The organism is Sphingopyxis sp. 550A, from assembly GCF_053569535.1.
In genome coordinates this window covers 4,392,507-4,407,102 of record NZ_CM131615.1, presented here as the reverse complement: position 1 = coordinate 4,407,102, position 14,596 = coordinate 4,392,507, and the positions used below count along the sequence as shown (strand labels likewise).

Genomic DNA, 14,596 nt, shown 5'->3' with positions numbered 1-14,596 from the left:
TCGCATTGCAATTAAGTCCGCATGAACGACATTGATAGCGATGCTGAGGCAATATGAACTTGTCGAGCGCGTGCGCGCTTATGATCCCGACGTCGACGAGGGGCTGCTCAATCGCGCCTATGTCTTTACCGTGCAGAAGCATGGCAGCCAGAAGCGCGCGTCGGGCGACCCCTATTTCAGCCATCCGGTCGAGGTCGCGGGCATTTTGACCGATCTTCACCTCGACAGCGAGACGATCGTCACCGCGCTGCTCCACGACACGCTGGAAGACACGCTGACCACGCCCGAGGAGATCGAGCGGCTGTTCGGCACCGACGTCGGCCGCCTCGTCGACGGCGTCACCAAATTGAGCAAGATCGAGGCGCAGACCGAAAACGAGCGCGCGGCCGAGAATCTGCGCAAATTCCTGCTCGCCATGTCCGACGACATCCGCGTGCTGCTCGTCAAGCTCGCCGACCGGCTGCACAATATGCGGACGCTGCATTTCATCAAGAATCCCGACAAGCGCCGCCGCATCGCCAAGGAGACGATGGACATCTATGCCCCGCTCGCCGAGCGGATCGGCATGTATGAATATATGCGCGAGATGCAGCTCCTCGCCTTTCGCGAGCTCGAGCCCGAGGCCTATGCGACGATCACCGGTCGCCTCGCCAAGCTGACCGCGGGGGGCAAGGACCAGGTCGCCGCGATCAGCCGCGATTTCAAGGAATTGCTCGCGAAGAACGGGATCGAGGCCGAGGTGTCGGGGCGCGAGAAGCATCCCTATTCGATCTGGCGCAAGATGCAGGAACGCCACGTCAGTTTCGAGCAGGTGACCGACATCATCGCCTTTCGCATCGTCACCCCGACGACCGCCGACTGCTATGCCGCGCTGGGGCTGATCCACGGCAAGTGGAAGATGGTGCCGGGGCGCTTCAAGGATTATATCTCGACCCCCAAGCGCAACGGCTACAAGTCGCTGCATACGACGATCATGCACCAGCAGAATATGCGGATCGAGATCCAAATCCGTAGCCTGGACATGCACCAGCAGTCCGAGTTCGGGCTGGCGGCGCACTGGGCCTACAAGCAGGGCGGCGCGGCGCCCGACGGGCAGGCGGGGTGGATTCGCGACCTGCTCGAAATCCTCGAACAGACGCACGATCCCGACGAGTTCCTCGAAAATACGCGCATCGCGATGTATCAGGACCGCATCTTCGCCTTCACCCCGAAGGGCAGCCTGCATCAGCTTCCCAAGGGCGCGACCCCGGTCGATTTCGCCTATGCGGTGCATACCAAGCTCGGCGACCGCACCGTGGGGGCCAAGGTCAACGGGCGGCTCGTGCCGCTGCGCACCCAGCTCGCGAACGGCGACACGGTCGAGATATTGTCCTCGGACAAGCAGACCCCGCAGCCCGCGTGGCTGGGCTTCGCGGTCACCGGCAAGGCCCGCGCCGCGATCCGCCGCCACGTCCGTTCGAAGGAGAAGGTCGAACTCGCGGCGCTCGGGCGCAAGATGTACGACGAGATCGCCCGCCGCCTTCCCAACAAGGTCGGCGACAAGGCGCGCGCCGCGGCGCTGACGCGGCTGAAGCTGGAGGACGACAGCGCGCTCTATGTCGCGATCGCCAAGCAGCGCGTGTCGGACAATGCGCTGCTCGAGGCGCTGGTCCCCGGCATCACCGCCGACATGAAGAGCAAGCCCGGCAAGCTCGTCCAGGGCGCCGCGGTGTCGATCGCGGGGCTGACGCCGGGGGTTGCCTACCAGCTTGCAGACTGCTGCCACCCGGTGCCCGGCGACCGCATCGTCGGCCTGTCGCGCCCCGGCGAGGGGATCGAGGTGCATGTCATCGACTGCCCGAGCCTTGCCGACGGAGTCGACGCCGACTGGATCGACCTTCGCTGGCAGGAGGATAGCGAAGGCGGCAATGCGCGCCTTTGCGTCGTCATCCTCAACGAACCCGGCACGCTTGCCGAAATGTCGGGCATCCTCGCCGCCAATTCGGCGAACATCACCAATTTGCGGCTGTCGAACCGCGAAGGCGATTTCCACACCTATGACGTCGTCGTCGAGGTGCGCGACGTCCAGCATGTGATGCGCATCCTGTCGGCACTGCGCGCGTCGGACAGCGTGGTGCAGGCGGAGCGGCTTTAGGCGGTCAAAGCGGTCGGTTTTGAGGTGGGGAGCGGACACTCCCCACCTTCGTCATTCCCGCGAAAGCGGGAACCCAGAGCGTGCGTAGGCTGATCCCACACTGGGTTCCCGCTTTCGCGGGAATGACGAAGTTATATTATCGAATGTCGTCTATCGGTCGATTGCAGACCCCCGTTATCCCGGATCAATTCCGGGATAACGATGTAAGATAGGCCGACTTCAGCCCGTTAGCTGCCGTCACCTTCAGTTCGGATAAGCCAGCGGCGGGCGCCACGCGCTCTGGTCGACCGCATCGCTGACCTTGTAGACCAGCCCCTTGCTGTTCAGGAAGAATTTCTCCATCTCGCTGCGCGTGAAGGGGCGCGAGCCGACGCGGCCGAAGATCGCGATCTGGCCGCCGGTCTCGTCGACCGCGCGATCGCGGTCGAGCCCCTTCGACAGCGCGAGCGCCGGCGATGGCGTTTTCGCCCAGGCGATCAGCTCGGGCGTCGGTTTCGGCGAGAAGCCGTAGAGGCCCGGATTGTCGGGGCTGGTCAGTTGCAGCACCTTGATGCCGTTCCGCCCGTCGGCGACATAGGCGAAGAGCGAGGCGTTGGTCGATCCGACGATCACATCCTCGGCATCGTTCATCGCGCCGCCAAAGGTCAGTCCCGGCCAGACGATCGGCGCCGCGGGGCGCGTCACGTCGACGATGACGAGGCCGTCCTGTTTTGCCGCGACATACATATAGGTGCGCGCGACGTATATTTTCCGCGCATCGGCGAGCCGCACCGTCCCGCTCGGCACCGGCACCGGCCGGTCCATATGGGTGATGTCGAACAGGCTGACGCCCTCGGCATCGGTGACCCAGAGGTAACGGAACTGCACCGCGCTGGCGCGCGCGTCGGTCAGCGGCAATTGCGCCGTGACCTTGGGCTCCAGTGGGGTCGACAGGTCGACGACGACGAGCCCGGCATCGGTGGTGATATAGGCATAATTGCCTGCGAGCGTGACGTGCCGCGCCCCGGCAAGCACATTGTCGGGGTTCCAGGTCAGCGCCCGCGTCAGCCGGTTGTTGCGGAATTCGCCGTCGGCCATGGTGTCGATGTCGACGAGGATCAGGCCTTCGACGCTGTCGGTGATCACCGCGTAGCGATAGAGCGGGTGCAGCGCCTGCTCGTGATTCTCGGGGAAATTCTTCCGGATATTGTCGTTGCGTTCCATGCTGATCGGCTGGTTGGTGCCGATCGCCATGCAGGTCGCGTTGGTGGTCTTCACATGCGTGTCGTGGCCGAGCGGCGAGAAGGGCGCGCGGACGATGCGTTCGGAGAAGCCCTTGTTGCCGACCGAGGCGACGTCATAGACGCGGAAGCCGCCCTTGCCCTCCGCCACGAACATATATTCGCCGCGCTGCTGGAGACAATTCACCCGGCCGCTCGTCCCCTGAACGATGTTGCGGAATTCCTCGAGCGACTTGCTTTCGCCCGACGCTTTCTTGTCGAACGTCTTGCCGCGCACCCAATTCTTGAGCTCGCGCCCGTTCTGGTTGACGTGCAGGTTCCAATAGTCGGGATAGGCATATTTCTGCAGATAGCTGCCGATCACCGCCTGCGGCTCTTCCCATTCGGTGACGCGGGTCGCCTGGAAGCTGTCCTCCTGCCCCGACCAGACGTTGAGGCCGACGAAATTGACGAAATTGGTGCCCATCAACATGAGCTGCGACATGATCGCATTATTGTCGTCGGCCGCCGACAGGTGGCAGTCGGTGCACTGCTTGGTTTCCTGGCGGCGCACCGTGTGCGGGAAGTGCGGCGCGAACGCCTGGCTCGAGAAGCCCGCGGCCGAGATCGGCGGCTGCTGCACATAGATGCGTTCGCGGTTGATGTTGGTCGACGACAATATCAGCGCCGAGGAGGATCGGACCGGGGTGATGATGCCGCGCGGATTGCCGTCGGCGTCGGGTTCGCCAGGCTTGGTGAGCATGTGCCGGCCGAGCTGGAACATCTCGTCGCGCGCCACTTGCGGATTGTAGGTCGCGAAGTTGCGCGTCTCCTCGCCCTCGAAATGATGCATCTTGGTCTTCCAGTTCGCCTCGATCGGCAAATGGCAACCGCCGCAACTCGTCGTCCACGACAGATGGCAGGTGAAGCAGGTCATGCGGTCGTCGCCGTGCGCGCGATCCTCCTTCGCGACCCCCGGCCCCCAGGCGAAGCTGCCGTCGTCGGCGCCCGACCGCGACATCAGCTTGGCGCGCGCCGCCTTGGCGTTGAAATGCGGCCCCGGCGTCACCGACTGCTTGACGAGACTGACCTGCCATTCGAGCTTGGGATCGACGATCGAGCGCTGGATCAGCCCGGTGACCTCGCCATCGTCATTATACTGGAATTCGAAGCGCCGACGGCCGTCCATGTTGCGCAGCAGCGCCAGATTGGTGCCCTGCGGCCGCGCCGCGACGTTCGAGGTGAGCAGATTCGGATAGGCATCGGCGGTGCCGTGGCAGTCCTTGCAGCTGATCTCGATCGCGTTCGCGACCTCGCCCTGGATATAGCCGTTGCCGTGCGCGTCCTGCGCGAAGTGGCAGTCGGCGCACTGCATCCCCTTTTCGGCATGAATGTCCATCATATGAACGCTCTTGCCGGGGTTGAGGCCGGGGGGCACGAACTTGCCCTCGACCCCCGGCTTGCCGGGATCGGCGCTCGACAGGCAAAGTTCGCGCTCCTTCGCGCCCTCATAATGGTCGCAGCTCTTGCGCCATTTCTCGGGATCCTTGGGATCGACGATATGCGCGGTGTCGGTGCCATAGGTCGACATATTGCCGTCGGCGTCGAGCAGATTGCCGTTGCGGTCGCGCTTGAAAATGCCGCGGAAGTTCCAGCCGTGGCCGTGATAATCGGCAAACTGGGTATTCTGGTTGGTGTCGTTGATGTCGTAGACGTCGCGCAGGAACTCGACGTTCGACCACAGGCCGCGCGGATTCGCGCCCTCGGGATTGCGTTCGAGCGCCTGGTGAACCTCGGCCGCGGTCGGATAATGCTGCTGCTTGTAGGTCTTCTGATACTCCTCGTCGCTCATCCCCGGCGGGCGCGGCGCGGTGTTGTTCGGCCCCGGCCACATCTGCGGCGCGTCGGATTCATAGTCCCACATCGTGTAGCCGAGGTAGGAATTCAGGAAGATGTTCGGCTGGTGCATGTGGCAGGTCATGCACTGCGAGGTCGGGATCGCGCGGGTGAAGGCATGCCCGATCGGATGCCCCGATTCGAGCCTTTCCCTGACCGGCTTCACCTGCGGTCCGGCCGCCGCGGCGGCGGGATCGACGAGCGCGCCATGCTCGCTGGCGTCGGGCGCGTGACTTCCGGCGGCGTCGTGGCCGCCGCCGTGTCCGTCCGCATCGGGCTTCCACTTGCGCTCCGCAATCGTCGGGTCGACCGTCGCGGTTTCGCCGTCGCGGCCATATTGGGCGTAGATCAGGCTGTGCCGCGGCTCGCGGTCGTTGGCGTAGATGACATGGCATCCGGCGCAGCCCGAATGGCGATAATCGCCCGGCTGGTCGTTGGTGCCCATGAACCACATATAGGGGTCGTTGAGGCGGGTCTTGTGGAGGTTGAGGATCGCGATCGCGACGCGCAGCCCGGTGCCGGGACCGCGGTTCGACTGCTTGAGGTCGGGGCGTCCCGGTTCCTCGAGCCGCTGGATGCTGCCGGTCGGGTTGGGCAGGCCGATTTCGGAGAATTGGGTGCCGATGTTGCGCCCGCCGCGCTCGAAGACGCGGAAGACGTCGCTGGGCGGGGTGACGTTCCAGCGCGGCAGCGGATAGATTTTGGCGAGCGCGCCGCGCTTCTTTTCGGCATCGGTCAATATCTTGTCGAAACCGAAGGCCGGATCGCACGCCTGTTTATATTGCTCGGCGGTGAGCCGCGACGAGGGAGAGAGGACGCACGCCGCCTTGCCGTCGCGCGTATAGGCCTCGCCGAAGATCGAATTCTTGAAGGGGACGATGCCGTTGTTATAGGCACCGCCCGCCCAGAACATCGCCGCGGTCGACATCAGCGAGCGCTCGGCTGCCTCGATCACCTCGAGGTGGCAGGACCCGCACGCCTCGCGCGCGACGCGATAGTCGCTCGGGTTGACGAAGCGGATGAACTCGGGCGCTTCCTTGTTGAGCAGCGTATAGCTTCGCTTGGGGTTCGCCGGGCTGTCGCCCCATGCGCCGGGTAGCGTCGGCTGCGGATGCGCCACCTTCTTGGCCGCGAGATTATAGGGGCTGTCGTAACCGAGTTCGGGCTTGCCGAACGCGGCGGGCGAGGTCGAATCGCCGCCGTGGCAATCGGTACAGCCGAGCCGCACCGCGGGCGATTTGTGCATCGTCGGCAGGTCGGTGCGGACGTGGCAGCTATAGCAGCCCTCCGACTTCGCCTGCATGTCCGCCTCGCTCTGCTCCTTGGGCGCGGGCGGAGTGAAGCGATAGGTCACCTGGACCGGCTTTTCCTCTTCGGAGGCGCGGACGCCTTGCGCGCCGACCGCCGCCATCATCAGCACGAAGGCAAGAAGGGCGAAGAGCTTGCGCGCCATGGTCTAAAAACTCACGATCAGGTTGGCGAGGATCGAGACATAGGCCTTGTCGCGTTCCTTGTTGTCGAACAAATCCTTGAAGCCCTTGCCGGGCAGAAGAACCGCGGCGCTGAGGCGGCCGACGATATTCTGCGTCGCCTTCGGCCGCCAGATGCTGGCGATCGAGAGGTCCCAGCCGATATCCTTGGGAATCGAGCCCTCGACGCGCAGATTCTGGAGCACCTTCGTATTGTCGAACCAGAGGTGGTTGGCGTTGACGCTGACGCGCATCTGCGGCGACAGGTCGAAATCGCCGCCCGCCCCGACGAAGACGGTGCCGGGGTTGTTGAAGTTCGACTGCCCCTCTTCCTTCGACGAGCGCAGCGAGTTCAATATGCCGTTGCGGCCGTTGATCGAGATGACGCGTCCGCCGCCCGCGAAGGGGATCGTCTGCCTGATCCAGTAGCTGGTGTCGGCGCCGCCGAAGATCGGATTCTCGAAGATCGCGTCGAAGCCGCCCTCGGTGTTGTTGTAGGGATCGCGGTCGCCGCTGGCGTAAAGCCCCGAAAGGCGGAAGCGCATCCAGTCGTGATCGTAGCTGAGCTCGGCGGCGGCGAAGCCCGCGCGGATCTTCGCAGGTTTGTCGGTGAAGAAGCTGTTCCGGTCCTCGCCCAGCGCGGCGTAGAGACTGGCGGTGACGTTGATCCGCCCGATCCGCCCGTCGGCGCTGTAGCCCAGATAAGTGACGTCATATTCGCGCCCGCGCAGCGTCCCCAGCAAGGCCGGCCGCACCGGAAAGCCGTTGTGGTCGATCTGCACGTCATTCTTTTCGCGGTTCATATTGTAGGTCACGCTGACCTGGCTGGTCAGCCCGACGAACGGGAAATCCTGGCGATAGAGGTTGGCGGTGAAGATGAAATCGTCGCGCGGCGTCTGGGTGATGTCGTTGAGGCCGCTGTTGGTGTCCTTTTCCAGCCGCCAGAAGGCCGCGACATTATATTGGAACCGATTGTTGTCGCGGTTGCCGAACAGGCGGACGCCGAGCTGGCTGTCGTTGAACAGGAAGCCGCGAAAATCGCTCTGGAACGGCTGGATACCGATACGGATCGAGTGGAAGTCGTAGCGGTCGCTGTCGTTGCCGAGATGCTTGTCGATGAAGGCTTCCTGCACACCGATGAAATGATCGAAGCGATGGCTCTTCTTCGACGGGCGCACGTCGAGGACGCGCCGTTCGGGCACGTCGACATAATTGGCGTTATAGGCAAGCGTCAGGCGATATTCGACGTCGGGCGGCTTGTAGGCGGTGTTGCCCTTGATCAGCGCGACCCCGCCGATGAAAGTCTGCGACAGCACGAAGCTGCGATTCTTGCCGAAGACATCGAGGCTGCCTGGCCGTGACGTCGTCTGGACGCCGACCGGAATCGGGAAGGTGCGCGGTTCGAACACCGTGTCCGAGATCGCGTTGAGGACGAAGAACCAGTCGTCGCCGTTGATCGGCAGCCATTTGACCTTGCTGCGGTCGATCGGCCGGTCGCCCTTCAGCGTATTCTGGTGATAGGGATCGAACCAGCGTTCCTTGACCACCCCCAGGCTTTCGATCAGGCGCCAGCGGTCGGGGATCGGAAGCTGGTCCTCGATTCCCGGAAAGGCCTGCGGCGGCGGTGGACGCAGCGCGCCGACATTGTCCTGCGTCAACTGGTCGGGAAGGTCGGGCGTATAGCCGGGACGGCGGCGGCCCTCGATGATCTGGGTGACGAGATCGTCATTGACCATCAGCTGCCAGTCGACCGGCGGCGGGGGCGGGGTCAGTTCCTCGGCCGGCGGCTGATCGGCAGGCGAAGTCGCGGCGCTCTGGTCGGTCGCGGGCGGATCGGCGGCGGGCGGCGCCGGCGGCACATCGGCCGCGGGCGCGCCCTGCGCCGCGAGAGTCGCGATAATCGGCCAAAGGCTGACTTCGATGCTCATCTACAGCCCGTCGCAGACATTTTGCTTCGACGTGTCGAGGAACGGCGCAAAGGGGCAGCTGACGTAGCGGAGACGCACCTTTGTATTGTCCGCCAGCGTCACGACGACCGTATCGGTGCGGATATCCTTCGGCGCATTGCCGATGGCGCCGGGGCCGCTGAAACGCGCGCCGCCATTGTGCGCGCCGAGGAAGCTGATCATGTCGTCCTGATCGATGCCGTCACCCGACACGCCGATCCCGCCGACGAGCTGATTGCCGCGATAGATGGGCACCGATCCGGGGAAGATCTGGATGCCGTTCTGCAGCCGGTTCTGACCCGGCGCGACGTCGGGCAGGGTCGTGCAGCGCGCCGGCGTGTCGGCGTTCTTGTTCTGCAAGAAGCCGACATGCTGGCCGATGTTGCCGATGATCAGCGCCGATTGCAGCCCGGTCGAGAAGGGATTGAACTGTGCGATCGGGCGCGAGAAGGGACCGTTCGGCCGGCCGACCTCGCCATCGGGGAAATAGGGCCGCGACAGATTGCCGCCCGCGCGGTCGGGAAAGGCGAGCGTGCCGGTCAGCACCGTCTGGTCGTTCAGGAAGCTGCGCACCGCGGTAACGAACTGCCGGATGTCGGCGCTCGCATTGGCGCTGAGCTCCGCCCCCGCCTGCGCGTTCGAGAAGAAGGCGGCCGTGCGCGCCTTCTGCAAGGACACGTCGGAGCCGAAGATCGGCGCGTCGGGCGCGCGGACGATGCCGAGCGGGGTGCCGAAGGTGTCAACGACGCTGATCGTCACCTGCGCGCGGCTGTCGAGCGGCTTGCGGATTTGCGCGCGCGCGCGGCTCATCACCGTGAAGGCTTCCTCGAGCAGCGCGCGCACCTCGGCGGCGGTGAGCGGGGCGCTGTTCGCGGCGCCGTCGGTGCCGGCGCGGATCGGGTAGCGGTTCGCACCGCTGCCGTCGGTGAAGACGAAAGCGTCGCGGTTTGCGAATTCGGCCGTGGTCGAGGCGCGGACGCCCGACGCCTCGCTGCCGTAGGCGGCCCCCGCGCTGATCGCGGCATTGGCATAGCCCGGGACCGCGACGAGATTGCCCGCGCTGCCGTTCAGCGACGCGAAGCTCGCGCCGCCGCTCGATTTCAGCCCCGCGGCGGTCGCGTCGGAAAAGCGCAGGCTGGTTCCGTCGACGCTGATCTTGTCGGCGGTGATCGCCGCCGGCGCTTCGAACCCGCGCGTGCCCGCCAGCGCGATAAATTCCTCGGCATCGTCATCGACGTCGAGGATATTGGTGTCGAGGCCATAGACCCCGTCGCCCATCACCCCGACCGCGCCGACGAGGACGCCATTCTTGTAGAGCGGCAGCCCGCCGGGATCGGCGGCGAGGCCGAGCGGCGAGCGTTTCGGCCCGATCATCGCCGCCGCGCCGACCGCGCCGAAGCGTGACGAGAAGTCGCTGCACGGAAGCTGGCTGAACTGCACGCCGAACAAGGGCCCGCTTTCGAGGCCGACGGTGGTCGGCGCGGGCGGGAAATGCTGCTGGACGATCTGGCTCGCGGTACGGGTCGAAAAGGCGTTGCCGCCGCTCGACAGGTAAGCGCCGGTGATCGCCTTGGCGATCGCGCCGCCCTCGGCGGGGAAGGTGACGTTCTGCGCGTCCATATTGACGCCGTTCGGCGCCGGCGCGGTCGTCGCGGTCGCGCGCGCGCCGGTCATGCGGAAAACGCCAAGGACGTTGCCGACGCGGTCGGTCACCGCGATCACCGACGGCAGACCGCGCGCCTGCGCTTCCGAAATCGCGTTGGCGAGCACCGTCTGCACCTCGGCGACGCTCAGCGATTCGGCGGCGGGCGGCGTATAGAGCCCGCCCGTGGGGGTGGGCGTGGGGGTCGGGGTGGGCGTCGGCGTGGGGGTCGGCGTGCCGCCGCCTCCGCCTCCACCGCACGAGGCAAGAAGAAGCGAGCCGATCGCGGCAAAGGCCGCCGAACGGAAGAGATGGGATTTGCTTTGCATATCGCTTTACCGCAGCGCCCGGATCGCGCTGACCGCGCTGCCGAACGAGGTCTGGAAATCGGTGGGTTTATAGAGGTTGGGGTCCTTGACCGACGTATAGGCGCGGTCGATGTCGGCCCGGATTCCGGCTGCGGCGCCGACCGTGACCCGGCCCGATGAGACCATCGCGTTGAGCAAGGTGTCGATCCCCATCACCGCCTGCTGCGATCCCGTATAGTCGGTGAAGCGGTCGGCGGACGCCTTTGCCGCGATCGCATCGACCAGCGTGAAGGCGTCGGCGCCCGAGAAACCGCGCGATGCGAAGGCGCTCTTGAGCGCCGACACGGTCTGGCCGAGTTCGGCCGCGGCGGCGACCGCACTCGCGCGGTCGATGGTCATCGCCTTGTGGAACGCCGCGGTGCGCGCCGCAAGCTGCTCGGCAAGCGCGGGCGCGGCGACGCGCGCGGCGGCCGCCAGCATGATCAGATTCTCGTCATTATAGGGCGGCATGCCTTCGGGAAGCGCGGCACGGCCGGGATTGTCGACGCTGGTCTTCACCGGCTTCGCCTGGTCGTAGATGCGACGGTGGCAGCTATGGCAGTCGAGGAAATAGAATTCGGGGAACATCCCCTCGGTCCCGCGCCGCGACTGGAAGAGCGACAGGCTGCGTTCGAGCGCGGTCGCCTGTCCCACCGCCCACATCTGGACATGGTCGGTGCGCGCATTGGCGGCGCCGAACTTGCGCCAGCCATAATCACTGTCTTCGTGATGATGCGCCTGGAGCGAAGAAAAGAGATCGAGCTCGAACGAGATGCGCGGATGGCCCGCCGCCATGATGCGGTGGGTGACGAACTGCCCCTCGCCCGCCGCGCCGAAATGGCAATCGACGCAGACGCCCGCGCGCACCACCGGATCCTCGAGCTTGCGAAGCCCCGCGCGCAGGTTGGCGAGATGCTTTTCGTGCATTTCGCGGTCGGGATCGGCGGTGGCGGAAATCCCGGCATAATGGCTGGCGATCCAGCCGCCCGCGGGGCCATGGCACGATTCGCAGCCGACGCCGTCCTCGGCAGGAACCGCGCGCGCCGTCCCCGCCGTGCTGTGACAGCCGAGACACATCGGCGCCCTTGCCGGATCGCCGATGCCGAGATTGCGCGCGATGAACTGGCTGCGGCTGCCCTGCAGCACCGCCCAGGCACGGCTATGCGCGCCACCGGGGGTCGAAGGCTCCTGCCATTTCATCAGCTCGTCCTGGCGGACGACGGTGCCGTCGCCCTCCATCCGGCCGTGGCAGGTCGATCCGGCACAGGAGGCCACCCCGACATAGCGCGCCCCGCCCTCGCCCTGCGAGCGCGCGGGCGGGGCCGAGAGCAGCGCCGCGACGACCAGCGCGAGCAAAAGAAGCGCGAACGCGCCCATGGCCGCCCATGGTCGCTCGCCGCGCCTCGCTATCGCGTCGGTCGTCATGCCCTGTGTCCCCTTTTTCCGCCTGACGCCTTTGCGCCTAGACCGTCGTCATACAACCCCGAAAGCGAGCATCGCGTCGGCGACCTTCTTGAAACCCGCGATATTCGCGCCCTTCACATAATCGATATAGCCGTCGCCGCGATCGCCATAGGTCAGGCAGCTCTTGTGGATGCCGTCCATGATGTCCTTGAGCATCTGTTGAAGCTCGCCCTCGCTCCACGCGCGGCGGCCGCTGTTCTGGCTCATTTCGAGGCCCGACACCGCGACGCCGCCGGCATTGGCGGCCTTGCCCGGCGCGAACATGATCTTCGCGTCGCGGAAGTGATGCGCGCCTTCGAGGTTGGTCGGCATGTTGGCGCCCTCGCTGACCGCGATGCAGCCGTTCTTGACGAGCTCCCTGGCATCGTCGCCGAGCAGTTCGTTCTGCGTCGCGCACGGCAGCGCGACGTCGCACGGGACGCCCCACGGCGTCTTGCCGGCGGTGAAGCTCGCGCCCTTATACTCGGCGCAATAATCCTCGATCCGGCCGCGGCGGTGCGTCTTGTGCGCCTTCACCCAGTCGATCTTGTCCTGGGTGATCCCGTCGGGATCGTGGATGAAGCCCCCCGAATCGGACAGGGTGAGCACCTTGCCGCCGAGCTGGACGATCTTTTCGGCGGCGTGGGTCGCGACATTGCCCGAGCCCGAGATGACCGCGCTCTTGCCGACGAGATCCTGCCCCTTTGCCGCGAGCATGTTGGCGAGGAAATAGACCGCGCCATAGCCCGTCGCCTCGGTGCGGATCAGCGAGCCGCCCCATTCGAGGCCCTTGCCGGTGAGCACGCCGGTGAATTCATTGGTGATGCGCTTGTACTGACCGAACATATAGCCGATCTCGCGCCCGCCGACGCCGATGTCGCCCGCGGGAACGTCGATGTCGGCGCCGATGTGGCGATAGAGTTCGGTCATGAAGCTCTGGCAGAAGCGCATGATCTCGCGCACGCTCTTGCCCTTGGGGTTGAAGTTCGACCCGCCCTTGCCGCCGCCCATCGGCAGGCCGGTGAGCGCATTCTTGAACGTCTGTTCGAACGCCAGGAATTTGAGGACGCTTTCGGTCACCGACGGGTGAAAGCGGATGCCGCCCTTATAGGGGCCGATGGCATTGTTGTTCTGGACGCGCCAGCCGCGCTGGACGCGGATATTGCCGTTGTCATCCTCCCAACAGACGCGGAAGGAGACGACCCGGTCGGGTTCGGCGATGCGCCGCAATATCTGCTGCGCGTGATATTCTTCCTTGTCGGCGATGAAATCGAAAATGTCCTCGGACACTTCCTGAACCGCCTGAACGAACTCGGGTTGCCCCGGGTTGCGCCGCTTCACGCCTTCCATGAACGTCGAAAAGTCGACATGATCCGAAACTGCCATGCACCCCTCCCCCTATTGCCTGGGAAAATCGGCGCGACCCCACTGACGATTTTATCGTTGACCGACCTCGCGGGTGAAAGGCTACACCATCGCGAAGCAAAGGCAAGACGCGAGCGCAGGGCGGCGACGTTTTTCGGCGCGCCGCCGGGTGGGCAAGGACGGGGACAAAGATGAACGAGAGCAAGAAGATGGCGGGAGGGCTCGGCGGGGTCAATCGGGCGATATTGATCGCCGCCTTCGTGTTGCTGGCGGGGGCGGTAGGCTATGCAATCTGGCGCGATTCCGCCACTTCCACGCCGCCGGCGCCGGTCGGCGCCACCGCATCTCCCGACGACCAGCTCGCCGCGCTCGAAGCGCGCACGACGCGCGAACCGAACAGCGCCGCGGCGTGGACCGCGCTCGGCGCGGCGCGGTTCGACATGAGCGATTATCCCGGCGCTGCCGCCGCTTACGAGAAGGCGACGGCGCTTTCGCCCGAGTCGGCGGGGCTGTGGTCGGCGCTCGGCGAAGCGCGCGTGATGGCGAGCGAACGCGATCCGATGCCAGCGGCAGCCCTCGAAGCCTTCGACAAGGCGATCGCGCTCGACGCCAAGGATCCGCGCGCGCGCTATTTCCTCGCGGTCAAGAAGGACATCGGCGGCGACCATAAGGGCGCGATCGAGGACTGGTTCGCGCTGCTCGCCGACACGCCGCAGGGTGCGCCGTGGGAAGCCGACCTGCGCCGCACGATCGAACAGGTCGCCGCGATCCACAAGATCGACGTCGGCGCGCGGTTGATGAACACGCAGGCGCGGCCGCTGAAGCCCGAGGAGATGCCGGTTGCGGCGCGCGCCATCCCCGGCCCGAGCCGCGCCGACATGGAAGCCGCCTCGCAGCTTCCCAAGGGCCAGCAGGACGCGATGATCGAGGGTATGGTGAGCGGACTGGAAGCCAAGCTGAAAGCCGATCCGGCGAACGTCGACCGCTGGATCATGCTGATGCGCAGCCGCATGACGCTGGGCGAGACGGCGAAGGCCGCGCAGGCGCTGAAGGACGGCATCGCTGCCAATCCGGACGCCGCCACGCGGCTGAAGGCGCAGGCACAAATGTTGGGTGTTCCGGGCGCATGATTGCCGTTGGCGAATAGCTCCAAAA

The 14,596-nt window shown here is 65.5% G+C and carries 7 protein-coding genes; 2 read left to right on the top strand and 5 right to left on the bottom strand.

The window, feature by feature from the left end:
* Window positions 1-40 precede the first annotated feature (40 nt).
* The gene (locus ACVENA_RS21355; RefSeq protein ID WP_449326978.1) at window positions 41-2,134 is read left to right on the top strand and encodes a RelA/SpoT family protein; all 2,094 of its coding nucleotides are present in this window, start codon (window positions 41-43) and stop codon (window positions 2,132-2,134) included.
* Window positions 2,135-2,377: 243 nt separating this feature from the next.
* On the opposite strand, the gene ACVENA_RS21350 is transcribed toward ACVENA_RS21355, so the two are convergent.
* Genes ACVENA_RS21350 through gdhA form a run of 5 tightly spaced genes read right to left on the bottom strand, consistent with a single transcriptional unit; the run spans window position 2,378 to window position 13,462 of the window.
* Window positions 2,378-6,682, bottom strand: a complete 4,305-nt coding sequence (locus ACVENA_RS21350; RefSeq protein WP_449326977.1) for a hypothetical protein — start codon at window positions 6,680-6,682, stop codon at window positions 2,378-2,380.
* 3 nt (window positions 6,683-6,685) lie between these two features.
* Entirely contained in the window at window positions 6,686-8,626 is a 1,941-nt protein-coding gene (locus ACVENA_RS21345; protein WP_449326976.1) for a hypothetical protein, read from the bottom strand.
* Window positions 8,627-10,615, bottom strand: coding sequence for a heme-binding protein (locus tag ACVENA_RS21340; RefSeq protein WP_449326975.1), 1,989 nt, complete (start codon window positions 10,613-10,615; stop codon window positions 8,627-8,629).
* A gap of 6 nt (window positions 10,616-10,621) precedes the next feature.
* Window positions 10,622-12,058 (bottom strand): multiheme c-type cytochrome, encoded by a 1,437-nt coding sequence (locus ACVENA_RS21335; protein WP_449326974.1) that lies wholly within the window; start codon window positions 12,056-12,058, stop codon window positions 10,622-10,624.
* Window positions 12,059-12,106: 48 nt separating this feature from the next.
* The gene (gdhA, locus tag ACVENA_RS21330) at window positions 12,107-13,462 is read right to left on the bottom strand and encodes an NADP-specific glutamate dehydrogenase (RefSeq protein WP_329628732.1); all 1,356 of its coding nucleotides are present in this window, start codon (window positions 13,460-13,462) and stop codon (window positions 12,107-12,109) included.
* 170 nt (window positions 13,463-13,632) lie between these two features.
* On the opposite strand from gdhA, the gene ACVENA_RS21325 reads away from it, so the two are divergent.
* A complete protein-coding gene (locus ACVENA_RS21325) occupies window positions 13,633-14,571 on the top strand; it encodes a tetratricopeptide repeat protein (RefSeq protein ID WP_449326973.1) in 939 nt (312 codons plus the stop codon).
* The last annotated feature ends 25 nt before the right edge of the window (window positions 14,572-14,596 follow it).